Source organism: Paraburkholderia phenoliruptrix (genome assembly GCF_019511605.1).
Classification (GTDB): domain Bacteria; phylum Pseudomonadota; class Gammaproteobacteria; order Burkholderiales; family Burkholderiaceae; genus Paraburkholderia; species Paraburkholderia phenoliruptrix_A.
Map to the genome: position 1 here is coordinate 236,677 of NZ_JAEUAV010000003.1, position 25,924 is coordinate 262,600.

The 25,924-nt window shown below is 63.3% G+C and carries 25 protein-coding genes; 16 read left to right on the forward strand and 9 right to left on the reverse strand.

All coding sequences use genetic code 11. The features are described 5' to 3' along the window. The first annotated feature begins 34 nt into the window (after positions 1-34). Positions 35-1,174: a quinolinate synthase NadA gene (gene nadA / locus JNB89_RS07245; protein WP_135892913.1), complete on the forward strand. Its 1,140-nt coding sequence runs from the start codon at positions 35-37 to the stop codon at positions 1,172-1,174. Continuing rightward, entirely contained in the window at positions 1,174-2,103 is a 930-nt protein-coding gene (gene nadC / locus JNB89_RS07250) for a carboxylating nicotinate-nucleotide diphosphorylase (protein WP_013340272.1), read from the forward strand. Before nadA ends, nadC begins: the two co-directional genes overlap by 1 nt. Positions 2,104-2,292: 189 nt before the next feature. Here the strand turns inward: nadC and nadB are convergent, their stop codons facing one another. From nadB to radC, 4 genes are all read right to left on the reverse strand, one after another. Further along, positions 2,293-3,891, reverse strand: coding sequence for an L-aspartate oxidase (nadB, locus tag JNB89_RS07255; RefSeq protein WP_220361775.1), 1,599 nt, complete (start codon positions 3,889-3,891; stop codon positions 2,293-2,295). A 314-nt stretch (positions 3,892-4,205) separates the two neighbouring features. Beyond that, positions 4,206-4,373 (reverse strand): 50S ribosomal protein L33, encoded by a 168-nt coding sequence (gene rpmG / locus JNB89_RS07260; RefSeq protein ID WP_007180630.1) that lies wholly within the window; start codon positions 4,371-4,373, stop codon positions 4,206-4,208. A 10-nt stretch (positions 4,374-4,383) separates the two neighbouring features. Further along, positions 4,384-4,617: a 50S ribosomal protein L28 gene (rpmB, locus tag JNB89_RS07265; RefSeq protein WP_006050117.1), complete on the reverse strand. Its 234-nt coding sequence runs from the start codon at positions 4,615-4,617 to the stop codon at positions 4,384-4,386. Positions 4,618-4,891: 274 nt separating this feature from the next. After that, positions 4,892-5,728: a RadC family protein gene (gene radC / locus JNB89_RS07270; RefSeq protein ID WP_220361776.1), complete on the reverse strand. Its 837-nt coding sequence runs from the start codon at positions 5,726-5,728 to the stop codon at positions 4,892-4,894. Between the two features lie 177 nt (positions 5,729-5,905). On the opposite strand from radC, the gene JNB89_RS07275 reads away from it, so the two are divergent. The 7 genes from JNB89_RS07275 (at position 5,906) to JNB89_RS07305 (ending at position 13,013) form a co-directional block, all read left to right on the forward strand. Then, positions 5,906-6,361, forward strand: coding sequence for an FKBP-type peptidyl-prolyl cis-trans isomerase (locus JNB89_RS07275; protein WP_025601268.1), 456 nt, complete (start codon positions 5,906-5,908; stop codon positions 6,359-6,361). A gap of 2 nt (positions 6,362-6,363) precedes the next feature. Next, the gene (gene ispH / locus JNB89_RS07280) at positions 6,364-7,323 is read left to right on the forward strand and encodes a 4-hydroxy-3-methylbut-2-enyl diphosphate reductase (RefSeq protein WP_013340268.1); all 960 of its coding nucleotides are present in this window, start codon (positions 6,364-6,366) and stop codon (positions 7,321-7,323) included. 540 nt (positions 7,324-7,863) lie between these two features. Beyond that, entirely contained in the window at positions 7,864-9,066 is a 1,203-nt protein-coding gene (locus JNB89_RS07285; protein WP_013340267.1) for a branched-chain amino acid ABC transporter substrate-binding protein, read from the forward strand. Between the two features lie 229 nt (positions 9,067-9,295). Next, on the forward strand, positions 9,296-10,246 hold the full coding sequence (locus tag JNB89_RS07290) for a branched-chain amino acid ABC transporter permease (protein ID WP_013340266.1): 951 nt from the start codon (positions 9,296-9,298) through the stop codon (positions 10,244-10,246). A gap of 22 nt (positions 10,247-10,268) precedes the next feature. Continuing rightward, complete coding sequence (locus JNB89_RS07295; protein ID WP_220361777.1) at positions 10,269-11,438, forward strand: ABC transporter permease subunit; 1,170 nt, start codon at positions 10,269-10,271, stop codon at positions 11,436-11,438. Between the two features lie 79 nt (positions 11,439-11,517). Further along, positions 11,518-12,291, forward strand: a complete 774-nt coding sequence (locus JNB89_RS07300; RefSeq protein WP_013340264.1) for an ABC transporter ATP-binding protein — start codon at positions 11,518-11,520, stop codon at positions 12,289-12,291. A 17-nt stretch (positions 12,292-12,308) separates the two neighbouring features. After that, positions 12,309-13,013 carry an ABC transporter ATP-binding protein gene (locus JNB89_RS07305; protein ID WP_085955117.1) on the forward strand — a complete coding sequence of 235 codons (705 nt, stop codon included), beginning with the start codon at positions 12,309-12,311 and terminating at the stop codon, positions 13,011-13,013. 166 nt (positions 13,014-13,179) lie between these two features. Here JNB89_RS07305 and JNB89_RS07310 read toward each other — a convergent pair whose 3' ends face one another. The 3 genes from JNB89_RS07310 to JNB89_RS07320 all read right to left on the reverse strand — a co-directional run bounded on the left by JNB89_RS07310 (position 13,180) and on the right by JNB89_RS07320 (position 16,278). Next, entirely contained in the window at positions 13,180-13,647 is a 468-nt protein-coding gene (locus tag JNB89_RS07310; protein WP_220361778.1) for a GNAT family acetyltransferase, read from the reverse strand. 16 nt (positions 13,648-13,663) lie between these two features. After that, a complete protein-coding gene (locus JNB89_RS07315; RefSeq protein ID WP_220361779.1) occupies positions 13,664-14,848 on the reverse strand; it encodes an acetylornithine transaminase in 1,185 nt (394 codons plus the stop codon). A gap of 398 nt (positions 14,849-15,246) precedes the next feature. After that, positions 15,247-16,278 carry a CDP-6-deoxy-delta-3,4-glucoseen reductase gene (locus JNB89_RS07320; RefSeq protein ID WP_013340260.1) on the reverse strand — a complete coding sequence of 344 codons (1,032 nt, stop codon included), beginning with the start codon at positions 16,276-16,278 and terminating at the stop codon, positions 15,247-15,249. A 157-nt stretch (positions 16,279-16,435) separates the two neighbouring features. Here JNB89_RS07320 and JNB89_RS07325 point away from each other — a divergent pair, with 157 nt between their 5' ends. Continuing rightward, entirely contained in the window at positions 16,436-17,476 is a 1,041-nt protein-coding gene (locus JNB89_RS07325; RefSeq protein WP_220361780.1) for an NAD-dependent epimerase/dehydratase family protein, read from the forward strand. A 202-nt stretch (positions 17,477-17,678) separates the two neighbouring features. Here the strand turns inward: JNB89_RS07325 and JNB89_RS07330 are convergent, their stop codons facing one another. Together JNB89_RS07330 and JNB89_RS07335 are read right to left on the reverse strand one after the other, a co-directional pair. Then, on the reverse strand, positions 17,679-17,867 hold the full coding sequence (locus tag JNB89_RS07330) for a hypothetical protein (RefSeq protein WP_013340258.1): 189 nt from the start codon (positions 17,865-17,867) through the stop codon (positions 17,679-17,681). Between the two features lie 179 nt (positions 17,868-18,046). After that, positions 18,047-18,766 carry a pseudouridine synthase gene (locus JNB89_RS07335; protein WP_220361781.1) on the reverse strand — a complete coding sequence of 240 codons (720 nt, stop codon included), beginning with the start codon at positions 18,764-18,766 and terminating at the stop codon, positions 18,047-18,049. Between the two features lie 176 nt (positions 18,767-18,942). Between JNB89_RS07335 and JNB89_RS07340 the strand changes: the two genes are divergently transcribed. The 6 genes from JNB89_RS07340 (at position 18,943) to gsiC (ending at position 25,920) form a co-directional block, all read left to right on the forward strand. Next, entirely contained in the window at positions 18,943-19,209 is a 267-nt protein-coding gene (locus tag JNB89_RS07340; RefSeq protein WP_220361782.1) for a hypothetical protein, read from the forward strand. A gap of 21 nt (positions 19,210-19,230) precedes the next feature. Further along, positions 19,231-20,250 (forward strand): MurR/RpiR family transcriptional regulator, encoded by a 1,020-nt coding sequence (locus tag JNB89_RS07345; RefSeq protein WP_220361783.1) that lies wholly within the window; start codon positions 19,231-19,233, stop codon positions 20,248-20,250. Beyond that, positions 20,247-21,242 carry an isoaspartyl peptidase/L-asparaginase family protein gene (locus tag JNB89_RS07350; RefSeq protein ID WP_220361784.1) on the forward strand — a complete coding sequence of 332 codons (996 nt, stop codon included), beginning with the start codon at positions 20,247-20,249 and terminating at the stop codon, positions 21,240-21,242. Before JNB89_RS07345 ends, JNB89_RS07350 begins: the two co-directional genes overlap by 4 nt. 58 nt (positions 21,243-21,300) lie before the next feature. Further along, a complete protein-coding gene (locus tag JNB89_RS07355; protein WP_220361785.1) occupies positions 21,301-23,223 on the forward strand; it encodes a dipeptide ABC transporter ATP-binding protein in 1,923 nt (640 codons plus the stop codon). A gap of 102 nt (positions 23,224-23,325) precedes the next feature. After that, on the forward strand, positions 23,326-24,888 hold the full coding sequence (gsiB, locus tag JNB89_RS07360; RefSeq protein ID WP_135892899.1) for a glutathione ABC transporter substrate-binding protein GsiB: 1,563 nt from the start codon (positions 23,326-23,328) through the stop codon (positions 24,886-24,888). A gap of 111 nt (positions 24,889-24,999) precedes the next feature. Continuing rightward, positions 25,000-25,920, forward strand: coding sequence for a glutathione ABC transporter permease GsiC (gsiC, locus tag JNB89_RS07365; protein ID WP_027212326.1), 921 nt, complete (start codon positions 25,000-25,002; stop codon positions 25,918-25,920). The last annotated feature ends 4 nt before the right edge of the window (positions 25,921-25,924 follow it).

Genomic DNA, 25,924 nt, shown 5'->3' on the forward strand with positions numbered 1-25,924 from the left:
AGTCGGCGGCAGCAAAGCGAAGGCAGAGGAAACTATGGATCAGCAGGCGATCAAGACGATCGAATACGATCGTCCGCAGGCGCAGGGCACTTCCTGCGGGATCGGGCAGGCGTGGGCGAAGGTGCCCGAAACGCCGTCGGCGGAGCAGAGGGTGGCGCTGAAGGAGCGCATCCGCGCATTGCTCGCGCGCGAGAAGGCTGTGCTCGTGGCGCACTACTATGTCGATGCCGAATTGCAGGAGCTTGCCGACGAAACCGGCGGCTGCGTGGCCGATTCGCTGGAAATGGCGCGCTTCGGGCGCGATCACGACGCGCAGACGCTGGTCGTTGCAGGCGTGCGCTTCATGGGCGAGACCGCGAAGATCCTGAGTCCCGACAAGCGCATTTTGATGCCCGATCTCGACGCGACGTGTTCGCTCGACCTCGGTTGCCCGGCAGATGAGTTTTCGGCTTTCTGCGACGCCCACCCGGACCGCACGGTGGTGGTGTACGCAAATACCAGTGCCGCGGTGAAGGCTCGCGCAGACTGGATGGTGACTTCCTCCATCGGACTGGAGATCGTCGCCGACCTGCACGCGCGCGGCGAGAAAATCATCTGGGCGCCAGACAGACACCTGGGCGCTTATATCCAGAAGAAGACCGGTGCCGACATGCTGTTGTGGCAGGGTTCGTGTCTCGTGCACGACGAATTCAAAGGCATCGAACTGGACTTGCTGCGCGCGGAGTATCCGGGTGCGAAAGTCCTCGTGCACCCGGAGTCGCCAGCCAACGTGGTGGCGCTTGCCGATGTCGTTGGTTCCACCACTCAGTTGATCGACGCCGCACGCACGCTCGATGCGACGCATTTCATCGTGGCCACGGACCTGGGCATTCTGCACAAGATGCAGCTCGCCGCGCCGGGCAAGACGCTGATCGCCGCGCCCACGGCCGGCAATAGCGCCACGTGCAAGAGCTGCGCGCACTGTCCGTGGATGGCCATGAACGGTCTTGCGAACCTGGCGGATGTGCTCGAGCGTGGCCACAATGAGATTTTCGTCGACCGTGCTATTGGCGAGCGGGCGCGCGTGCCGATTGACCGGATGCTGGACTTCGCGGCACGTCACAAAAAGCGCGTGCGGGCAAGCGGCGACCTGGCGCGCGACGCGCAGTTGTATTCGAACGTGGGGGCGGCTTGATGAACGCGGTTGCGCAAAGCTCAGCAGCAGGCCGATCCGCCGCTTATAGCCCGGCCGACGCCGTATCGCCGCTGTTCGCCGAAATCCGCTCGCAGTATGGCGCGGCGTTCGACGCTGCGCTCGCGCGCAACGTGGCGGACGCGCTTGCCGAAGACATTGGCAGCGGCGATCAGACCGGCCGCCTTGTCCCTGCGGACGAAGTGCGCGACGCACGCGTAATCGTTCGCGAGGACGCAGTGCTGTGCGGCGTGCCCTGGTTCAATGCCGTGTTGCGCGAGGTGGATCCGCGCATCGAAGTCCAATGGTGTTATCGCGAAGGCGACCGGATGTCGGCGGACACGCCGGTGTGCGAACTACGCGGGCCGGTCCGCGCGCTGCTTACAGCCGAACGCAACGCGCTCAACTTCCTGCAGTTGCTCTCCGGCGTGGCGACTGCCACGCGCCGCTACGTCGACGCAATTTCCCATACGCGCACGCGCATTCTGGACACGCGCAAGACTTTGCCAGGTTTGCGGCTCGCGCAGAAGTACGCGGTGCGCGTGGGCGGCGGTGCGAACCAACGGCTCGCTTTGTACGATGGCATTCTGATCAAGGAAAACCACATCGCCGCCGCGGGCGGAGTGGGTGCCGCCATGGACGCAGCGTTGGCACTGAACGCCGGCGTGCCGATACAGATCGAGGTCGAGACGCTGGAGCAATTGGAAACCGCGCTTGCGCATCGCGCGCAATCCGTTCTGCTCGACAATTTCACGTTCGACGCAATGCGTGAAGCCGTCCGCATCACCGCTGGACGTGCGGTGCTCGAGGTGTCGGGCGGCGTGAACTTCGATACGGTCAAGACGATTGCGGAGACGGGCGTTGACCGTGTATCCATCGGGGCGCTGACGAAAGATGTGCGCGCGACCGATTACTCGTTGCGGATCGTCTGACGCGGGTTTGCTGCGCCGCGCGGTTTAGCTAACGCCATTGCGGCCCGGGCGGGCTGCAATGGCGTTTCTGTTTGTACCTGCGTTGTCCGCCGCCGTCGACACGCCGCGAACGGATGCCTGCGGGCACAACGCCAAGCGCCACGCCAGGCGCGACGCCCTCCGGCACCTGCCCGCCCACGCCCGCTCGGCTCAAACGTTCCGGTTCCGCACATGCTCGGGCGAGAGCACCGTCGGCAACGCTTTGGGCAAGGTTGCTGGCCAGTCGCGGCTGAAGTGAAGGCCGCGGCTCTCGCGCCGGGAGCGGGCGCCGTCGACAATCAACGAAGCCACGTCCACCAGATTGCGCAACTCGAGCAGGTCGCGGCTCACTTTGAAGTTCGCGTAGTACTCGTGGATTTCCTCGCGCAATAGGGCGAGCCGGTGCCGCGCGCGGGCGAGCCGTTTGTCCGTTCGCACAATGCCGACGTAGTTCCACATGAGCCGGCGAAGCTCGTCCCAGTTGTGGGCGACCACCACTTCCTCGTCCGGGTCCGACACGCGGCTTTCGTCCCAATCCGGCAATGGCGCGTGAACTGCGCCGCTAAAGCCTTCTTGTTCCATGGCGTGGGCGGCCGAACGGCCAATCACGAGACACTCCAGCAGCGAATTGCTGGCGAGGCGGTTGGCACCGTGCAGCCCGGTGCACGATGTTTCGCCGACTGCATAGAGACCCGCGAGGTCGGTGCGGCCCGCGAGGTCGGTGACCACGCCGCCGCACGTGTAGTGCGCCGCCGGCACGACCGGAATGGGTTCCTTGGTGATGTCGATGCCGAACTCGAGGCAGCGCGCGAGGATGGTCGGAAAATGCTCGCGAAGAAAGTCCGCGGGCTGATGGCTGATGTCCAGATACACGCAATCAATGCCGCGTTTCTTGATCTCGAAGTCGATTGCGCGAGCGACGATGTCGCGCGGCGCCAGTTCGGCGCGTTCATCGTGATTCGGCATGAAGCGCGTGCCGTCCGGCAGCTTCAGCAGGCCGCCTTCCCCGCGCACGGCTTCTGAGATCAGGAACGACTTCGCGTACGGATGAAACAGGCAGGTCGGGTGGAACTGGATGAACTCCATGTTCGAGACGCGGCAGCCCGCGCGCCACGCCATGGCGATGCCGTCGCCCGTCGCCGTGTCCGGGTTCGTGGTGTAGAGATAGACTTTGCCGGCGCCGCCGGTGGCGAGCACAGTGTGCGGCGCTTCAATGGTGACGGTGCGGCTGCGTTGCACGTCGAGCGCATAAAGGCCGTGGCAACGGCGGCCCGGCAGTCCGAGCCGGTCGGACGTGATCAGGTCGATCGCGTAGTGATCTTCGAGTAGCGTGATGTTCGGATGCCGACGCACCCGCTCGCTCAGCGTGGTGACTACCGCGTGGCCGGTTGCGTCGGCCGCATGAATGATGCGCCGGTGGCTATGACCGCCTTCGCGAGTGAGGTGAAAGCCGAGTTCCGCAGCGTCGTCCCTTGTGAACGGTACGCCTTGCTCGATCAGCCATTCAATGGCGGCACGCCCGTTTTCGACGATGAAACGTGTCGCCGCTTCGTCGCACAGGCCGCCGCCTGCAATGAGCGTATCGCGCACGTGATTTTCGACGCTGTCTGCGGAATCGAGCACCGCGGCAATGCCGCCTTGCGCCCAGTCGCTCGCGCCTTCGGTCATCGACCGCTTGGCGATCACCGCAACCCGCCGCGTCTCTGCGAGATTGAGCGCGACGCTCAGGCCCGCCAGACCGCTACCGACAATCGCCACATCGAATTCCATTGCTTGCATCTCCGTCTTTCGTTTTGCTGTGCCAGCGCGCGATTCACACACTGCTAAAACGAGAAAGGATACGCGCCGCGGCGGTGGAGGGAAAGCTGGCCGGGTGGTATAGGACTATGTCAGCGCGAAGAGAGCGGTCACGCGGATGGTTTGTCGGGCGAACGGCCCGCGAAAAATGGGGCGCCCAAAAAGGAAAACCCTGCCCGGAAAGGGACGGCCCGGTCAGAAAGAAAGCACAAACAAAAAAGCCCCGCACTGATGCGAGGCTTTTTGCACATGTCTTTGCCTTCGTCAAAAGGCAGGAGATCCAAGACTTACTTGATCTTGGTTTCCTTGTACTCAACGTGCTTGCGGACGACCGGATCAAACTTCTTGATCAGCATCTTTTCCGGCATGTTGCGTTTGTTCTTCGTGGTCGTGTAGAAGTGACCCGTGCCTGCGGTCGATTCCAGCTTGATCTTGTCGCGTGCGCCTTTCGCCATGATTTACTCCTTAGGCTTCACCGCGTGCGCGCAGATCTGCGAGCACAGCGTCGATACCGTTCTTGTCGATCAGGCGCAGGCCGGCGTTCGAAATACGCAGACGCACCCAACGGTTTTCGCTTTCCACCCAAATACGGCGGCTTTGCAGGTTCGGCAGGAACCGGCGCTTGGTTTTGTTATTCGCGTGGGAAACGTTGTTGCCGCTCATCGGCGCTTTCCCAGTTACTTGGCATACGCGTGCCATGAGAGCACTCCTAATACGCTAATTCTGAGTTCGAACGCCGTGAAAGTTTCCCGAAAAGAGTCGCGCTGAAATCAGGCACGTATCCTTTCCGGAACGCCTTGGTGGCTTCGGAACAGGGGGTTGGAAATAGGCAAACCGGAATTCTAGCAGGAAAAAGGCCGCAAAATCAAACCTTATTTGCGGCGACAAGACGCGCCCCCAGGCCATTTACGGCCGGGTTCACGCTTTCCCGATGCGGCCCGAACACCGCCGGCAGGCGGCCGATCCCGCAAGTTCACGGCCAGCCGGCGCGGGCGAACGAGTACACGCCTTCTGCGCCAATGACCAGGTGATCGACCAGTTGCACGTCGATCAGCGCGAGCGCCTCGCGCAGCGAGCGCGTCAGGCTGCAGTCGCTCGCGCTCGGCTGCACGGCCCCGGAAGGATGATTGTGCGCGACGATCAGGCTCGCCGCGTTGAGCGCGAGCGCCCGCCGCACGATCTCGCGCGGATACACGGCCATGCGCGTAAGCGTGCCGCGCGCGCTCTCCTCGCTGCGAATCAACCGATGCCGGGCGTCCAGGAATAGCGAGACGAACACCTCCTGCGGCCGGCCGCGAATCAGAAGCCGCAGGTAATTTTCGACGACCTCGGGCGAATTCATCAGCGAACGCCGGCGCATTTTGTCGACGAGCGAGCGGCGCGCCATTTCCATGATGGCGAGCAATTGTGCTTTTTTCGCGGGGCCGATGCCGCGCAGGCCGTCGAAATCCGCGTAAGTCGCGTCGAGCATCGCCCGCAGCGAGCCGAAGCGGTCGAGCAGCTCGCGCGCCACGCTGAACACGTCGTGGCCCGGCAGGCCCGAGCCGAGCACGAGCACGATCATCTCGAGATCCGACAGCACGCCGGGACCCTGCTCGATCAGCCTCTCGCGAGGCATGTCGTGCTTGCGCCATTTCTGCAATTTGCTCGCCCGGCGTGCCTCAGGCGTCTCGCTTACCTCGTGCGCCCCGGCTGTCTCGGAGCCCTCTGAGGGTTCAGAGCATTCAGACGCACCCTGAGCGCGAGTAGCAGGCGGAGAACGAGCGAAATCCAACGTTGCTTCGTCGATTGTGGACGCATAATCAGACATATACAGACAATTCCTCCGCTGGGGTTCGGGCCCGGTGCGCGTGATGGACGCAAGCCGAGGCCGGCCATGTGGCTTACAATAGACGCTTTGCGCACGGCACGCCGACGGTTTGCCGCACGCGTCGGGCTGCGCCAGCGGCGCACGCGTGAGAGCGCGCTTCGACTGAGCGAGCACTGCATGAGCATCATCGACATTTCCGAAGTGAAGCCCGGTTCACACGTGACGCTTCACTACCGGCTTTCCCTTGCCGATGGCGCCGAAGTCATCAACACCTTCAACGACAAGCCCGCCACGCTGCTGCTCGGCGCCGGTCAGCTCGCGCCGCCGCTGGAAGACATTCTGCTGGGTTTGAAAGTCGGGCACCATTCGACCTTTCAGCTAGCCCCGGGCGTCGCGTTCGGTCCGCGCAATCCGGAGCTGATCCAGCGCGTGTCGCTCGCCACGCTGCGCGAAAACAGCATGATCGGTGAGGATTTTTCGCCGGGCGACCTGGTCGAATTCAACGCGCCGGGCGGCGGCCGCTACGCCGGCGTTCTGAAAGAAGTGAACGAAACGTCGGCCCTGTTCGATTTCAACCACCCGCTTGCCGGTCAGGCGCTGGCGTTCGAAGTGAAAATCATCGGGATTCTGTAAACATGAGCATCGCGGATACGACCCTAGCCGAAACCGAGATCCTGCTGGCGCAGCCGCGCGGGTTCTGTGCCGGCGTCGATCGGGCTATCGAAATCGTCGAGCGCGCCATCAAGCTGCACGGCTCGCCGATTTACGTGCGTCACGAGATCGTCCATAACGCGTACGTCGTCGAAGATCTGCGCAAGAAGGGCGCAATTTTCATCGAGCGGCTGGAAGAAGTGCCGCCCGGCAACACGGTTATCTTCAGCGCCCACGGCGTGTCGAAAGCGGTGCGCAGCGAGGCGGAGTCGCGCGGGCTGCGCGTGTACGACGCGACCTGTCCGCTCGTGACCAAAGTCCATATTGAAGTCGCCAAGATGCGCCAGGACGGCTTCGACATCGTCATGATCGGCCACAAGGGTCACCCTGAAGTGGAAGGCACGATGGGCCAGGCGGGCGAAGGCATGCATCTGGTCGAAGACATTGAAGACGTGCAGGCGCTTCAGCTCGCCGACCCGGAGCGGATTGCGTTCGTCACGCAGACCACGCTGTCGGTAGACGACGCAGCGGAGATCATCCGCGCGCTGAAGGCCAAATATCCGTCCATTCGCGAGCCGAAAAAGCAGGATATCTGTTACGCCACGCAGAATCGGCAGGACGCAGTCAAATTCATGGCGCCGCAGTGCGACGTAGTGATCGTGGTCGGCAGCCCGAACAGTTCGAATTCGAACCGGCTGCGCGAGCTGGCGGAAAAGCTCGGCGTGCCGGCCTATATGGTGGACTCGCCCGACCAGATCGATCCGGTCTGGGTTGAGGGCAAGCGCCGGATCGGCGTGACCGCCGGCGCGTCGGCTCCCGAAGTGCTGGCGCAGGCGGTTATTGCCCGTTTGCGCGAGTTGGGCGTGCGCAATGTGCGCGCGCTCGAGGGCATCGAGGAGAACATCGCGTTCCCGCTGCCGCGCGGCTTGGGTTTGCCTGCCTGAATCGGCCAAAGCAATCAGCGAAAAGCGCGCCTTCGGGCGCGCTTTTTTTTGATTCGAGCTTCGGGTATCGCCGACGAAAAACGGTGACACATCGAGCCGGTGCAAACTTTTTTCACCGCCTCAGCCGATTCTTTTTTGGAATTCGATCTGACACTCAATTCACTTTGGTTGGATGCGGCCCCGTTTTTTCGAACGTAATCGTACTGAAAACTTTTTTGACGCACTAACATGGTGCGGGACGACGCGTGCCTCCGTTAGCCCCCAAATTGACGCGAAGCACGCTCCGGTCGGGCGCGACGCGATCCGACTGCAACACTTGATGTAACGGGCCACTGCGCTGGTGCAACTGATGCACGAAAATGAGTCGCAACCAGGTTGCGCCCGTTGCTTGGCGGCGGTCTCAAAATACGGTTGCAATGCAGGAAAACCCTGCCGGTTCAACAATATTGCCCGTCGCAAAATTGGAGTTACAATGCGCGCGTTCTCAAGGCCTTAGGGTCTTTCGAACACGAGATTTAGCAAGGGCGGGAGACCTATTTAATGCGAGTCAAGTTTGCTTACGCCGTGTCCATCGCGGCCGCGGTTGCGATGTTGACCGCGTGCGGCAAAAAACAGGATGGCGAGGCGGGAGCAGGCGCATCGGCGACGGCGGCGGCGTCCGCGGCGCCGGCAAGTGAGGCGATTGTCGTGAAGATCGGCCATGCAGCCCCGCTGACGGGCGGCATTGCGCATCTGGGCAAGGACAATGAAAACGGCGCGCGTCTCGCGGTCGAGGAAATCAATGCCCAGGGCCTGACAATCGACGGTCACAAGATTGACCTGCAACTGGACGCGCAGGACGACGCGGCGGACCCGAAAGCGGGTACCGCGGTCGCGCAGAAGCTGGTGGACGACCACGTGGTGGCGGTCGTCGGTCATCTCAATTCCGGCGTGTCGATTCCGGCTTCGAAGATTTATAGCGATGCGAGCATCGTGCAGATCTCGCCGTCGTCGACCAACCCCGCGTACACGCAGCAGGGCTTCAAGACGACCTACCGTGTCGTCGCGACCGACGCGCAGCAGGGTCCGGCGCTCGCCAATTACGCGACGAAGGCGCTGGGCGCCAAACGCATCGCCGTAGTGGACGATGCAACCGCCTACGGTAAGGGGCTCGCGGAAGAATTCGCGAAGACCGTCGAGGCGAACGGGGCGAAGATCGTCGCGCGTGAAGCGACGAACGACCGGGCCACGGATTTCCGGGCCATCCTCACGAAGATCAAGAGTGTTCATCCCGACGCAATCATGTTCGGCGGCATGGACGCAACGGGCGGGCCGTTTGCCAAACAGGCGGCGGCGCTCGGTATCAGGGCAAAAATCCTTGGCGGCGACGGCGTGTGTACCGACAAGGTAGGTGAGCTGGCGGGACCCGCCGTGCAAAACCTGGTCTGTTCGGAAGCGGGACTTGCGCTTTCGAAAATGGACAGGGGAGCGGACTTCGAAAAGAAGTACGTCGACCGCTTCCACACGCCGGTGCAGATTTACGCACCGTTCACGTATGACGCTGTGTACGTGATTGTCGATGCAATGAAGCGCGCTAATTCGATCGAGGCGCCCAAGGTGCTGGCTGCGATGCCGTCCACCGATTACAACGGGGTAATCGGCCGCATCGCGTTCGACGACAAGGGTGATTTGAAAGAGGGCGCCATTACGCTTTACGACTTCAAGGACGGCAAGAAAGCGGTTCTCGACGTCGTGAAGATGTAATGACGGGACGTTCAGCCTGACGGCACCGAACCATCCAACGGTGCCGTTTTTGCATCCGCCGCAGGCGAGCCAGCGACTGTGACCCAGTCGTCGTGGCAAACCGGCGGCAGATAAACCCTTACCGGTCTTTTACATCAGTACCCGCAGTGCCGTTGAGATTCCGTGATGCATCACCGCCCACCGGCTGATGAAGAACGCGAATCCAGTCGCACGGGCTAAGGAGCATTAAATGGATATCTTCATCCAGCAGATCCTAAACGGACTGGTGCTTGGCAGCGTTTATGCCATCATCGCACTGGGCTATACGATGGTTTACGGCATTCTCGGCATCATCAACTTCGCTCACGGCGATGTGTTGATGGTCGGCGCGATGGTTGCGCTGTCCGCCATAGGCGTGCTGCAGAACCACTTCCCCGGCTTGGGCAACGTGCCGACGCTGTGCATCGCGCTGGCGATTGCCGCCGTGGTTTGCGCGGTAGTCGGCTACACGATCGAGCGCGTGGCCTACCGGCCGTTGCGCAAGGCGCCGCGTCTCGCGCCGCTGATCACTGCGATCGGCGTGTCGATCCTGCTGCAGACGCTGGCCATGATGATCTGGTCGCGCAATCCGCTGCCGTTCCCGCAGCTCCTGCCCACCGATCCGCTGAACGTGATCAAGGCCACCGACACGACGCCCGGCGCCGTGATCTCGATGACTGAAATCGTCATCATCGTCGTCGCGTTCCTCGTGATGGCGGGCCTCCTGCTCCTCGTGCACAAGACCAAGCTCGGCCGCGCAATGCGCGCGATTGCCGAGAACCCGGGCGTCGCCTCGCTGATGGGCGTGAACCCGAACTTCGTGATCTCGGCCACCTTCATGATCGGCTCGGCGCTTGCAGCGCTTGCCGGCGTGATGATCGCGTCCGAATACGGCAACGCGCACTTCTACATGGGCTTCATCCCAGGTCTGAAGGCCTTTACCGCGGCGGTGCTGGGCGGCATCGGCAACCTCGGCGGCGCGATGGTCGGCGGCGTGATTCTGGGGCTGATCGAACAGTTGGGCGCCGGTTACATCGGCAATCTGACCGGTGGTGTGTTCGGCAGTAACTATCAGGACGTGTTTGCATTCATCGTGCTGATCATCGTGCTGGTGTTCCGTCCGTCGGGTCTGCTCGGCGAACGCGTTGCGGATCGCGCTTGATCCAGGCCAAGGAGTAAATCAAATGACCTCAATCCAACCGATCGAGCCGTCCACGACGCTCATTCCCGAACGCAACCTGGCGAAGACGCTGACGGTCGGCATCATCACCGCTGTGTTCGTGATCGCCGCGCCGATGATCATCGGCGGCGCCGGCGGCAACTACTGGGTGCGCGTGCTCGACTTCGCGATGCTTTACGTGATGCTCGCGCTCGGCCTCAATGTGGTGGTCGGCTTTGCCGGCCTGCTGGACCTCGGCTACATCGCGTTCTACGCCGTCGGTGCGTACACCGCGGCACTGCTGTCCTCGCCGCATCTGTCCACGCAGTTCGAGTGGATTGCACAGTTGGCGCCGAACGGTCTGCACGTGCCGTTCCTCATCATCGTGCCGTGCGCAATGGCAATTGCCGCGCTGTTCGGCGTGCTGCTCGGCGCACCGACGCTGCGTCTGCGCGGCGACTACCTCGCCATTGTGACGTTGGGCTTCGGGGAAATCGTGCGGATCTTCCTGAACAACCTCGACCGCCCGGTGAACATCACGAACGGCCCGAAGGGCATCACGGCGATTGCGCCGGTGCATCTGGGCGACTTCAGCCTCTCGCAGACGCATTCGCTGTTCGGCATCCAGTTCCCGTCGGTGTACTCGTACTACTACCTGTTCGTGCTGGCCGCGCTGCTGGTGATCTGGGTGTGTACGCGTTTGCAGCATTCGCGTATCGGCCGTGCATGGGCCGCGATCCGCGAAGACGAAATCGCCGCCAAGGCCATGGGCATCAACACGCGTAACGTGAAGCTGCTGGCGTTCGCGATGGGCGCGTCGTTCGGCGGCCTGTCGGGCGCGATGTTCGGCGCATTCCAGGGCTTCGTGTCGCCGGAATCGTTCACACTGCCGGAGTCGATCGTGGTGCTCGCTTGCGTGGTGCTGGGCGGCATGGGCCATATTCCGGGCGTGATTCTGGGCGCGGTGCTGCTCGCCGTGCTGCCGGAATTCCTGCGCTCGACGATGGGCCCGCTGCAGCACATGATCTTCGGCCATGAGGTCGTCGACACGGAAGTGATCCGTCAGCTGGTCTACGCACTCGCAATGGTGCTGATCATGCTGTACCGCTCGGAGGGTCTGTGGCCTTCGCCGAAGCACGAAGACAAGATTGCGAAACTGTCGAAGCGGGCCGGCAAGAAGCCGGTGCGCGCGTAACCGGCGCAGGGCCGCGGCCCCGCATGGGACCGGAGCAGGGCGCGAAAGAGCGAGCTCCGGTCGACAAAGGAGAACATACATGAGCGACAACATTCGACTGTCGGTGAAAGGCGTCAACAAGCGTTTCGGCGGTTTGCAGGCGCTGTCCGACGTCGGCCTGGAAATCAAGGCCGGCCAGATCTACGGTTTGATCGGCCCGAATGGCGCCGGCAAGACCACGTTCTTTAACGTGATTACGGGCCTCTACACGCCCGACTCGGGCGACTTCAAGCTCGACGGCCAGAACTACACGCCGACCGCGGTGTATCAGGTGGCGAAGGCAGGCATTGCGCGTACGTTCCAGAACATTCGTCTGTTCGGCGGCATGACCGCGCTGGAGAACGTGATGGTGGGCCGGCATGTGCGCACGAAGCACGGCCTGCTCGGCGCAGTGTTTCAGACGCCGGCCGAGCGCAAGGAAGAGCGTGAGATCAAGGAGCGCGCGATCGAACTGCTGGAGTACGTCGGCATTGCGCAGTACGCGGACTACACGTCGCGCAATCTGTCGTACGGCCACCAGCGCCGCCTGGAGATTGCGCGCGCGCTGGCAACGGATCCGAAACTGCTCGCGCTCGACGAACCCGCGGCCGGCATGAACGCGACGGAAAAGGTCGAACTCACGCGCCTGCTCGACAAAATCCGCGCCGACGGCAAGACGATCCTGCTGATCGAGCACGACGTGAAGCTGGTAATGGGTCTGTGCAACCAGATGACGGTGCTCGACTACGGCAAGGTGATCGCGCAAGGTCTGCCGCAAGACGTGCAGAAGGATCCTAAGGTGATCGAAGCTTATCTGGGTGCAGGAGTCCACTGATGTCCACGACGCAAACCATGTTGAAAATCAAGGGCCTGCAGGTCAACTACGGCGGCATCCAGGCAGTCAAGGGCATCGACCTCGAAGTCGGGCAGGGCGAACTCGTCACGCTGATCGGCGCGAACGGCGCCGGCAAGACCACGACGATGAAGGCAATCACGGGTCTGAAGCCGTACGCGGCGGGCGACATCGAGTACATGGGCCAGTCGATCAAGGGCGTGCCGCCGCACGAGCTGCTCAAGCGCGGCCTCGCGATGGTGCCGGAAGGCCGCGGCATCTTCGCGCGCATGTCGATTGTCGAGAACATGCAGATGGGCGCGTACCTGCGCAGCGACAGCGACGGCATCAAGGCCGACGTCGAGCGCATGTTCGGCTTCTTCCCGCGTCTGAAGGAGCGCGCCACGCAGTTCGCGGGCACGCTCTCGGGCGGCGAACAGCAGATGCTGGCGATGGCGCGCGCGATCATCTCGCGTCCCAAGCTGTTGCTGCTCGACGAACCGTCGATGGGTCTGTCGCCGATCATGGTCGAGAAGATCTTCGAAGTGGTGCGCGCGATTTCCGCCGAAGGCATGACCGTGCTGCTCGTCGAGCAGAACGCGCGTCTCGCGCTGCAAGCGGCGAACCGCGGCTATGTGATGGACTCGGGTCTCGTCACGATGTCCGGCGACGCAAAGCAGATGCTCGACGATCCGAAGGTGCGGGCTGCTTATCTGGGCGAGTGAGTTAGCTGAGTGAATTTGCTGAGTGAGCTGTTGATAAGCGCAGGTGACGAGCGTGTAGTCAAGCACTCGCACCTGTAGCGCCGTTGAAAAAAGGCCGCATGCGTAAGCAGACGCATGCGGCCTTCGTGTTTGTGGAGCGCTGATGCAGCCGTGCGACGCGCCGTCTTCAACCCGCCGCAGTGGCGGCCAACTCGCCAAGACGCTTGCCGAGGCTGATCACTTCGTCCGCGCGATACCCGAGCGCCTCGTAAAACGCACGCACGTCGCTCTTCGCGGACAACACCTGTAGATTCAACTTCGGGCAGCCGAGCGCGGTCAACGCCGCTTCGACATGCGCGACGAGTCGCGTGCCGATGCCGTGCCGCCGCCATGCTTCGTCCACCGCGAGCGAGTAGAGCCAGCCGCGGTGACCGTCGTAGCCGCCCATCACCGTGCCGACCACGCGCTCGTTCAGCACCGCCACAAAGAACAGCTCCGGCTGAGTGGCGAGCTTGTTGGCAATCGACAGATGCGGATTGCGCTGCGGCTTCGTCGCGTCCCGATACTCGGGAAAGGCCTGCTGCCACAGCGCGATCACCGCAGGTGTGTCGTGTGCGTCGAAGCGGCGAATGGAAAGCGCGTCGCTCGTGCTCATCAGGTGCCCCGTTTCGTTACAGCGTGTCGAGAATCGAACGCAGCATCGCCATCATCTGGTCGATCTCTTCGTTGGTGACGTTGAGCGCCGGCATGAAGCGCAGCAGGTTCGGACGCGCGGCGTTCAGCAGCAGGCCGTCGGGCTGCATGTCGCGCGCCTTTTCGACGATCCGGTTGCCGATGTCCTTGCCGAGCAGCAGCGCCCGCAGCAGACCTTCGCCGCGTTCGCCTTTGAAGCCGCGCTCTTCGGACAACTCGAGCAGCTTCGCGCGCAGATAGTCGCCGCGCGCGCGCACGCCTTCGAGGAAGCCCGGCGCCGTGAGTTGCGAGATCACCGAATAGCCGACCGCCGTCATCAACGGATTGCCGTTGTAGGTGCCGCCCTGGTCGCCGGCTTCGAACACCGCGACCTCGGCTTTCGAGAGCAGCGCCGCGAGCGGCACGCCGCCGCCAATGCCCTTGCCGAGCGTCATGATGTCCGGCTCGATACCCGAGAGCTCATAGGCGAACAACGTGCCCGCGCGACCGCAACCGCTTTGTACTTCGTCGACGATCAGTAGCAGATTGTGCTTGCGGGTCAGCTCGCGCAGTTGCTGCATGAATTCCCGCGTGGCGGGAATCACGCCGCCTTCGCCCTGGATCGGCTCGAGCATCACCGCAACGGTCTTCGCATTGATCAGCTTTTCGACCGATGCGATGTCGTTCAGGTCTGCTTTCGGAAAGCCCGGCACTTGCGGCGCGTAGATCGTGTCCCAGCCCGGCTTGCCGCTTGCCGACATGGTGGCGAGCGTGCGGCCATGGAAGCTGTGATCGAAGGTGATGATTTCGAACGCGCCGTCCTTGAACTTCCTGCCCCACTTGCGTGCGAGCTTGATTGCGCCTTCGTTCGCTTCCGCGCCGCTGTTCGCGAAGAACACCTTGTCAAAGCAGCTATGTTGCGTGAGCAGGCCGGCGAGCTTCGCCATCGGCTCATTGTAGAAAGCCGGCGACGGATTGAAGAGCAGCTTTGCCTGCGCGTTCAGCGCTTCGATCATGCCTTCGTTGCAATGACCGAGAGCATTGACCGCCCAGCCCTGAATGAAATCCAGATAGCGCTTGCCGTTGTTGTCGTAGAGCCACGAGCCCTTGCCGTGCGTGAAAACGATTTCGGGCCGGTTGGTGATGTACATCAGCGACTCGATCGGATACTCATTGAAATTCATGACGGCAGGCTCCAGACAGCGGGTAAGAGGTGGATGAGGCGGAAAAGCAAAAAAGCCACGGCATGCCGTGGCTTTCATGATTCGAACAGCTTGCGCTTTGTATGGCGCGAATCCGTGACGAAGCCGGCGGCGTCCCTAAGGAAGCGGCGAGCGGCGACGTCGAAGTTCGGACTGGATGCGGTTCATGCGCGAAAGAATACGACAAGGAAAGCGCCGGTGTAAACCATGAATTTGCATGAATTTGCATCGATTCACGGCACAGGGCGCAAATGCGAGTTCTGCGCGGCTGTCTTGATGCTGACATAACACTCGCGTGTGCAAAGCCCGCTCGCTGTGCTGATCGGGCCTTGCGTGCATGGGCGGCTTCGGCTGCGTTGGGCTACGCCCGCTGCGTTCGCTCAAACCGCGTTAGCGAGATCCGCGGCGCTCGTGAACGAGTCCGCGTAGAACTCGTCTTGGGGCAGGCCATGATGCTGCGTGAAATCGCGCAGTGCCGATTCCACCATCACCGGCGCACCGCACGCATACACCTGGTAAGCGGACAGATCCGGCAGGTCCTCGATCACCGCGCGATGCACGAAGCCGACGCGGCCCGTCCACGCGTCGCTCGGGTCCGGCTCGGAGAGCACCGGCACGAACTTGAAGTTCGGAATTTCACGCGCCCATTGCTCGGCGAGTTCGAGCAGATACAGGTCTTTCTTGCGACGCGCTCCCCAGTACAGCGTCATCGGCCGGTCGAGGTTCTTGAATACCGCATGCTCGACGATCGCCTTCAGCGGCGCGAAACCCGTGCCCGACGCGAGCAGCACGATCGGCTTGTCCGACTCTTCGCGCAGAAAGAATGTGCCGAGAGGCGCCTCGAAGCGCAGGATGTCGCGCTCCTTCATTGTGTTGAACACATGGTCCGTGAACGCGCCGCCGGGCATGTGACGGATATGCAGCTCGATCGGGCCTTCCGTGTGCGGCGCGTTCGCCATCGAGTAGCTGCGGCGCTTGCCGTCCTTCAGGATGAATTCGAGGTACTGGCCGGCCAGATACTGAAGACGTTCGTTCGCCGGCAGTTGCAGCTTGAGCACGATCACGTCGTCGGCCTTGCGCTCGATTGCGTTCACGCGGCACGGCAGCTTTTTCACCTGCACGTCGCCCACGCCCGCGATTTCGCGAATGTCGATTTCCAGGTCCGAACACGCGGTCGCGCAGCAGAAGAGCGCCATGCCGCGCGTCTTTTCATCGTTCGACAATGCCGACGACGAATGCGCGCGCTGCTCCACCTGGCCGTTCACCACGGCTCCCTTGCACGAACCGCACGCGCCGTTCTTGCAGCCGTACGGCAGGCCGATGCCCTGACGCAAGGCTGCGTTCAGTACCGGTTCGTCCTGTTCTACCTGAAACTGCCGGCCGCTTTGCCGGAGCGTGACGTTGAATGCCATAAGTGTTCGAAATGGAAAAGTCGGTAATCGTAAATTGGCCGCAAGGCCAGTGAGACAAGCGAATCCGGCGAACCCGGCGAACCCGGCGAGACCGGCAGGCGCCACAGCGCCAACAGGGCCGGCGCCACTGGCGCCCGACGGCTACAATGCGTGCACCATGAAAGCGACACGAACCTTCCGCCGTCCGCGCGTGTTGATCGTAGGTTGCGGCGATGTCGGCATGCGCTGTGTGCCCCTGCTGCGGCCGCACGCTCACGTCTTCGCCCTTACCAGTCACGCGGAGCGCAGCGCCGAATTGCGTGCTGCCGGTGTCTCGCCGCTGCTCGGCGATCTCGACGAGCGTCGCAGCCTGAAACGGCTTGCGGGCCTCGCGCCGACCGTGCTGCATCTCGCCCCTCCGCAGAAAACCGGCGACGACGACCGCCGTACCCGCGCGTTGCTCGCCACCTTGGGCATGCGCCGCGACGTTGCCTTGCCGCGTGCGGCTGGCAGCTTTGCGCCGATTGGGCGCTTGCGCCGCGCGCGCGCCTCGTGCGCAGCAACGGAACCAATCAATATTGTACCCGAGGGTGTTCGTCGCGCCGCCGCTTCGCGTGCGCCGCTGCGCCTGGTTTACGCGAGCACGACGGGCGTGTACGGCGATTGCGGCGGCGCGTGGATCGACGAGACGCGCGCTGCAAAGCCGGCCAATGCGCGGGCAAAGCGGCGCATGTCCGCGGAACGCCAACTGCGGCGCGCGACGGCGCGCGGCACGATTGCCGCGAGCATCGCGCGGATTCCCGGCATTTATGCGGGCAATCGGCTGCCGCTTGCGCGGCTCGAAAAGCGCACGCCTGCATTGATCGACGCGGACGACGTCTACACCAATCACATTCACGCCGACGACCTCGCCGCGATCCTCGTGCGCCTTGCCACGCACGGGCGGCCGGCGCGCGTGATCCATGCGTCCGACGACTCCTCGCTCAAGATGGGCGAGTACTTCGATCTCGTCGCGGATGCCTTCGGCCTGGCGCGAGCACCGCGCATTACGCGAGCGCAAGCGGAGCAGCAGATCGAGCCGACCTTGCTGTCGTTCATGCGCGAATCGAGGCGGCTCGTGAATCGCCGCCTGAAGGAAGAGTTGGGCGTGCGTCTGCGCTATCCGAGTGTCGGGCACTTTCTGCGCGAGGCAGGGACCGGCAAGGCCGACGCGAAGTAAGCTGAGATGACCGAGCGGGCAGCGCGCAAGTCACGTCGCGCAGCCGCGCAATGGCCTCGACTCGCCAGCAATGACAAGACGGCTCGCGGCGTGCGGGCCATGCGAAAAATGCGGGCAGACGCGGCCACACGCGGCGGCTGGCGGCAACGGCGGTGCGCGACGCTCGTGCCGGATGCTCCGGATGCGCCGGCCTTCTCGCCGTTCAGGTGAGAGCCGGCAGCGCCTCGAGCAACAGGAAACAGAGCAATCCGCCGATCAACGCGCCTATCAGATTGGGATGGTATTTGTGCCGCAGCCGCATTGCGATCAGCAGTCCGCCGATCAGCAACACTCCCAGCAGCGCGAACGTCACCATCACATACGAGTTCATGACTCCGCTATGGACAATCATGGCCCCTCCTTGAGCGCTTTCTAGTCTTTGTTTAGACGAGTATAGGGCGAGGCATGACGAACCGCATGCTGCGTCGCAGCGTCCGTACGGCAAGGTTGCCTTGAAGGTGCGCTAGCGCACATGGATTGCACATGGATCGCGCCGACAGTCGCGCGTGCCCATTGCGCAAGCGATTCGGGTTATGCGTTCGGCGCTGACCGGAGCGCTTCTAGCGCGGCTTCGTCAAGCCATTGCCATGCGCCCGGCGCGAGCGTTGCCGGCAAGGCCAACCCGCCAACGCGCTCGCGATGCAGCGCTTCACAACGATTACCGGCCGCGGCGATCATCCGCTTCACCTGGTGATACTTGCCCTCCATCACCGTGAGCGCCAACGAGCGCTCGCCGCGCAACTGCGCGTCGACGGCCGCGACCGGCTTCGACTCGCCGTGCAGCAGCACGCCGTTGCGCAACAGGCTCAACTGCGTGTCGTCGACAGGATGGCGCGTGCTCGCCACATATACCTTCGGCACCTTGCGCTTGGGCGACGTGAACAGGTGCACGAACTTGCCGTCGTCGGAGAGCAGCAGCAAGCCGGTGGTGTCCTGATCCAGCCGGCCGACGCATTGCACGCCCCGCTCGGCGAATTGCGGCGGCAGCAGACTGAACACACTCAGATGATGCTGCGGATCGCGCGAGCACTCATAGCCCGCCGGCTTGTTGAGCAGCAAATAGGCATGCTCGCGGTACGGCCACATCACGCCGTCTACGCTGAAGCAGAACGACGTGTCTTCGGCCGGGAAATCAGCGTCCGCGTCGGTGCATACGGTGTCGCCGATCGTGACGCGAGCGTCGGCAATCAGCGCGCGGCATTGGCGGCGCGAGCCGAAGCCCTGGGTGAAGAGGATGCTTTCGAGATTCATGGCGAGCGAAGAATAACACTGCACGAAGACAGCGCACGCAGCGGGCCTGCCGAGCCGGGGCTCAGTGCGACGCTGGCTGCTGTCGGGCGCGTGCGCGAAGTCCTGCTGCGGCTTGCCGCAAATCGACTCGACCGGACAACCGGCACCAAGACCAGCACCAGGGCAAACCCGGAAAAATGAAAATGAATTTTTTTCCGGACGATTTCCATGTAAATATACTTTCATGCATTCTGCTTACACCGCGAGGCGATCTGTCCTCTGGCAGCCGGCAAGCTCGCCTTGAGGTTGCCGATCAGCTTGGCGACCAATTTGACGACGAACCTGCCAATGAAGTCGGCGATGAGCCCGGCCGCGACGTGGCGCACGAGGTTGCTTATCAGGTCGCCCATCATGTCGCCCGCGAACGTGCCCGCAGCTTGCCCAAGAACAACTTTGCCCGCTAACCACCGCGCTGCATCACCCGCATGATTCATCAACCGTCGGTTGCATCCAACGGGGCCGAGCAGGCCATCGCCGCCCGCATCGAAGCCGCCATGCCCACGCTCACGCCGATTCATCGGCGCATGGGCGAGTACGTGCTGGCCAATCTGTTTCGCGCGGCCACCATGCGTATCGACGAACTGGCGAGCGTGGTCGGCGCGTCTGTCGCAACGGCCAACCGCTTCGCGCGCACGCTGGGCTTCGACGGTTATCCGCAGTTTCGCGAGGCGCTCGTGCGCGGCTTCGAGGCGACGCTGGCGCCCGTCGAGCGCTTGCGCAGCGCGCAGGAGTCGCTTGCCGCCGGCGACAACGTAGTGGACGCGTCCCTCGAGCAGGCGGCCAACAATCTGCACCTCACGCGCACCGCCATCGACAACGCCGCCGCCGAAGCCGCGGTGGAAGCGATTCTTGCCGCGCGCCGCGTGTTCGTGCTCGGCGCGGGCACGAGCGCGTTTCTCGCCGGGCTGATGGAACACGGACTGATGGCGTATCACGACAACGTGCAGTCGCTTGCGTTCATTGGCGGTCCCTCGCATGCCGCGCGGCGCCTGTTCAACTGCGGCGAGGGCGACCTCGTGGTCGGCATCGCGTTCCCGCGTTATGTCGACGACACGATCGAACTCGCGCGTCGCGCAGCCACCCGCGGCGCACGTGTGCTCGCGCTGACCGACGGACCGCGCTCGCCGCTCGCGCAATTCGCCGACCTCTCGCTGTATGTGCGCTCGGAACGCCGGCTTGCGGCGAACGCGGACGCGGCGGTGCTTGCCGTGATCGAAGCGCTGTGTGACGCGGTCGCGTATCGCGCGAAGCGCTCGGTGAAAGCCGCCGCCGAAGTCACCGAATTCGTCTTGCCGTGGCTCACCGATCCGCTTTCCGCGTCCTCATCTGCGGCCAGCAACGCGTCGGCCGATGCCGCGCGTGAATCGGCACACGAATCGGCACGCACGACCGTTGCCAAAGTCTCCACGACCAAAGCCAGACCCCAACCCAAATCCAAACGATGAACACCAACGCAGTCATTGCCATTCACGGCGGCGCGGGCACGATTTTGCGCGCGTCGCTCCCGGCCAGCGCCGAGGCCGACTATCACGCGGCTTTGCACGCGGTGCTCACCGCCGGTCAGCGCGTGCTTGCCGAAGGCGGCAGCGCGCTCGACGCAGTCAGCGAAGCCGTGCGCCTGCTGGAAGACTGTCCGCTCTTCAACGCGGGTCACGGCGCGGTGTACACGGCGGCGGGCACACATGAACTCGACGCGGCGATCATGGACGGCAGCAACCTCGAAGCCGGCGCGGTCTGCTGCGTGAAGCGCGTGCGCAACCCGGTTCTCGCCGCGCGCCGCGTGCTGGAATGCAGCGAACACGTGCTCTTCACCGGGGAAGGGGCCGAGAGCTTCGCGGCTGCGCACGGGGTGGAATTCGTCGAGCCTGCGTACTTCGGCACCGAGGCGCGTCATCGGCAGTGGCTGCTCGCGCGCGACCAGCAACGCGCGATGCTCGATCACGATGGCGCGAGCTTCGCGTTTTCCTCGTCGGCAGCCGCTGACGGCGAACCCACGCCGCACGAACCCCTCGACCCGAACCGCAAGTTCGGCACGGTCGGCGCCGTTGCGCTCGACGCGCATGGCCACGTCGCCGCAGCGACCTCGACAGGTGGCATCACCAACAAGCAGGTGGGCCGCGTGGGTGACGCGCCGCTGATCGGCGCCGGCTGCTATGCCGACGACGCCACCTGCGCGGTGTCGACAACCGGCTCCGGCGAAATGTTCATGCGCATGGTGGCCGCTTACGACGTCGCCGCGCAAATGGCCTATCGCAACGTGTCGCTGCAGGAGGCCGCGCACGACGTGGTCATGAACCGCCTGCCGAAGATCGACGGTCGCGGCGGCCTGATCGCCGTGGACGCGCGCGGCAACATCGCGCTGCCGTTCAACACCGAGGGCATGTACCGCGGTTTTGCGCGCGTCGGCGCAACGCCGGAGACGGCCATCTACCGTTAGTTCGTTACCCCGAATATTGTTGGACAACACCCGCGCGTTCGAACAGAAAGGAACCACCGTGCCGACTTCATCGCACACCGCCAGCCCGCTTATTGAAACCCTGCCGCCGCAGCGCGTGCTGGCGGTCGACAACCTGTCGGTTGCGTTTCGCAGCGGCGAGACCACTTTCAATGCGGTGCGCAATCTGTCGTTCACCGTGGAGCGCGGCGAGACGCTCGCGATCGTCGGCGAATCCGGTTCGGGTAAATCGGTGACCTCGCTCGCGTTGATGCGGCTGATCGAGCATGGCGGTGGGCGCCTTGCCGGCGGCAGCATCGCATTCCGGCGCCGCGACGGCAGTGTGCTCGACCTCGCGAAGGCGTCGTCGGGCACCATGCGTTCGATTCGCGGCGCCGACATCGCGATGATCTTCCAGGAGCCGATGACCTCGCTCAACCCGGTCTTTACCGTGGGCGACCAGATCAGCGAGGCGATCTCGCTGCATCAGGGCAAGAGCCGCTCGGCCGCTTTCGCCGAAACGCTGCGCCTGCTCGAACTGGTACGCATTCCCGAGGCGCGGCGCGTGGCGGGGCGCTTCCCGCATCAACTGTCGGGCGGCATGCGCCAACGCGTGATGATCGCGATGGCGCTGTCGTGCAAGCCTGCCCTGCTGATCGCCGACGAACCCACCACCGCGCTCGATGTGACGATTCAGGCGCAGATCCTGCAACTGATTCGCGGCTTGCAGGATGAGATGAACATGGGCGTGATCTTCATCACGCACGACATGGGTGTGGTTGCCGAAGTCGCGGATCGTGTGCTCGTCATGTATCGCGGCGAAAAGGTGGAAGAGGGCGCATCGGACGCGCTCTTTGCCGCGCCGTCGCATGCCTATACGAAGGCGCTGCTCGCGGCCGTGCCGCGTCTGGGCGCAATGCAGGGCACGGACCAGCCCGCGAAGTTCCCCATTCTGACGGTCGAGCAGGCAAGCGTGAGCGGCGCCGACGAGCCGGTGCGCCCCGCAGACGCCGTCGCGAAAGAAGCGCAGCCGCGCGTCGACGAAAGTACGCCGCCTATTCTGCGCGTGCGCGATCTGGTCACGCGCTTTCCGGTCAGAAGCGGTCTCTTTGGCCGCCTCACGGGGCGCGTGCATGCGGTCGAGAAAGTCAGCTTCGACTTGCGGCCGGGCGAAACGCTCGCGCTCGTTGGCGAGTCGGGCTGCGGCAAGTCCACTACGGGCCGCTCGCTGTTGCGGCTCGTGGAAAGCCAGAGCGGTTCGATCGAATTCAACGGCAAGGAGATCAGTTCGCTGACGGGCGCCGCATTGCAGGCGCTACGCCGCGACATCCAGTTTATTTTTCAGGACCCGTTCGCGTCGCTCAATCCGCGCCTGACGGTCGGCTTCTCGATCATGGAGCCGCTCCTCGTGCACGGCGTCGCGCAAGGCGCCGAGGCACAGGCGCGGGTCGCGTGGCTGCTCGAAAAAGTCGGCCTGCCGCCCGAAGCCGCGCGCCGCTACCCGCACGAGTTTTCGGGCGGGCAACGGCAACGCATCGCAATTGCACGTGCGCTCGCGCTGAACCCGAAAGTGGTGATCGCCGACGAGTCCGTGTCCGCACTCGACGTCTCGGTGCAGGCGCAGATCGTCAACCTGATGCTCGATTTGCAGCGCGAACTGGGCGTGGCCTATCTGTTCATCTCGCACGACATGGCGGTGGTCGAACGCGTGAGTCATCGCGTGGCGGTCATGTATCTCGGTCAGATCGTCGAAATCGGCCCGCGGCGCGCGGTGTTCGAGGCACCGCAGCATCCGTACACGAGAAAGCTGATGGGCGCAGTGCCGGTGGCGGACCCGGCGCGGCGTCACGCAAAACGCATGCTTGCCGCCGACGAAATTCCAAGCCCGATCCGCGCATTGAACGATGAACCCGCTGTGGCGCCGCTCGTTGCCGTCGGCCCGGATCACTTCGTCGCGCAGCACCGCGTGGGAGGCGCGTACTGAAAGAGCGGTCAAAGCAGTCAACAACAAGCGCCGGCGTAAGCCGCCGGAGCAATGGTCGAATCGCAACCCAACCTGTTTCAACTTGCAGCCTGGAGCCCACTCATGAACCTGCTGGTCCCGTCTTCTCCGTTTCGTTTGCGCGCGCTGCTCGGCGGCGGCGCAGTCGTGTTCGCGATGCTCGCGGGCAACGTCGCGCATGCCGAAACCACGGCCGTGATGGCTGTCGCATCGACCTTCACGACGCTCGATCCATACGACGCCAACGACACGCTCTCGCAAGCGGTCGCGAAGTCGTTCTATCAAGGGCTGTTCGGCTTCGACAAGGACATGAAGCTCGTCAACGTGCTCGCCGACAGCTATGAAGCGAGCGCCGACGCCCGCGTCTACACGTTCAAGCTGCGGCACGGCGTGAAGTTCCAGGACGGCACGGACTTCAATGCCGCGGCAGTGAAGGCGAACTTCGACCGCGTGACGGACCCGGCGAACAAGCTCAAGCGCTACAACATGTTCAACCGGATCGAGAAGACCGAAGTGGTCGATCCGTACACGGTAAAGATCACGCTGAAGGCGCCGTTCTCGGCTTTCGTCAACGTGCTCGCGCATCCGTCGGCGGTCATGATTTCGCCGGACGCGCTGAAGAAATACGGCAAGGACATCGCGTTCCATCCGGTCGGCACGGGCCCGTTCGAATTTGTGAAGTGGGACCCGGCAGGCGACCTGACGGTGAAGAAGTTCGCCGGTTACTGGAAGAAGGGCTACCCGAAGATCGATGCAATCGACTGGAAGCCGGTGGTCGACAACAATACGCGCGCCGCGCTCATGCGCACCGGCGAAGCGGACTTCGCATTCCAGGTGCCGTTCGAACAGGCCGCGCAGTTGCAGCAGAGCCCGAAGGTCGATCTGATCGCGTCGCCGTCGATCATTCAGCGCTATATCAGCCTGAACATGAACCAGAAGCCGTTCGACAATCCCAAGGTGCGCGAGGCGCTGAACTATGCAGTCAACAAGGAGGCACTGACCAAGGTCGTGTTCGCCGGTTACGCGACGCCGGCTGACGGCGTCGTGCCGCAAGGCGTCGACTATGCGGTGAAGCTCGGGCCGTGGCCGTATGATCCGGCCAAGGCGCGCGCGCTGCTGAAGGAAGCGGGCTATCCGAACGGCTTCGAAACCACGCTGTGGTCCGCGTACAACTACTCGACCGCACAGAAGGTCATTCAGTTCGTGCAGCAGCAACTGGCACAGGTCGGCATCAAGGCGCAAGTGGAAGCGCTCGAGGCGGGGCAGCGCGTCGCCAAGGTGGAAAGCGCGCAGGACGCGGCCACCGCACCGGTGCGTATGTACTACGCAGGCTGGTCGTCGTCGACGGGCGAGTCTGACTGGGCGATCACGCCGCTGCTCGCATCGGTCTCGTTCCCGCCGAAGATGGTCAATACCGCGTACTACAAGAACGACACTGTCGACAGCGATCTGAAGGAGGCGCTCGAAACCACCGACCGCACGAAGAAGGCCGCGCTTTACACAGACGCGCAAAAACGCATCTGGGCTGACGCGCCGTGGATTTTCCTCGTCAAGGAAAAGGTCGTGTATGCGCGCAGCAAACGTCTGTCGGGTGCTTACGTCGCGCCGGACGGTTCGTTCAACTTCGACGAAATCGCGATCAAGTAACGAGCCGGGCGTGTGGCGCTGCAAGTCCTGCCAGGACGGGCGGCGCCGCACGTTCGCGTGAGCGTAGTACCTGATATTTCGTTGCCCGTATCATTGCCGGACTGAGCTTTAATGCTGAACTTCCTCGTCAAACGTCTCTTTGGCTTGCTGCCGACGCTCTTTATCGTCGCGGTGCTGGTCTTTCTATTCGTGCATCTGCTACCGGGCGATCCGGCGCGGCTCGCCGCCGGTCCGGATGCCGACGAGGCGACCGTCGCGCTGGTGCGCGCCGATCTCGGGCTCGACAAGCCGATGCCGCAGCAATTCGCGCGCTTTTTCGTGAAGATCGCACACGGCGACTTCGGCACCTCGACGCGCAGCAAGCGGCCGGTCAGCGAGGAGATCGGCGAGCGCTTCATGCCTACGCTGCTGCTCACCATCGCAAGCATGGTATGGGCGGTGGTGCTCGGCATGGGCATCGGCATTGTGTCGGCGGTATGGCGCAATCGCTGGCCAGACCGGCTCGGTATGACGCTGGCCGTGTCGGGCATCTCGTTTCCCGCGTTCGCGCTCGGCATGCTGCTGATGGAGGTCTTCTCGGTAAAGCTCGGCTGGTTGCCCATTGTCGGCGACGGTTCATGGCAGAGCTACATCCTGCCATCGCTCACACTAGGCGCGGCTGTGGCGGCGGTGATGGCGCGCTTCACGCGCGCCTCCTTCGTCGAAGTAATGAATGAAGACTTCGTGCGTACCGCGCGCGCGAAGGGCGTGCCGGAACGGCTCGTGATCGTCAAACATTGCCTGCGCAACGCCATGATTCCCGTCGTCACGATGATGGGGCTGCAATTCGGCTTTCTGCTCGGCGGCTCGATCGTGGTGGAAGTGGTGTTCAACTGGCCGGGGCTCGGGCGCCTGCTGGTAGACGCCGTGTCGATGCGCGACTACCCGGTGATTCAGGCGGAGGTGCTGTTGTTCTCGCTGGAATTCATCATCATCAATCTGGTCGTGGACGTGCTGTACGCCGTGATCAATCCGACTATCCGTTTCAAGTGAGGCC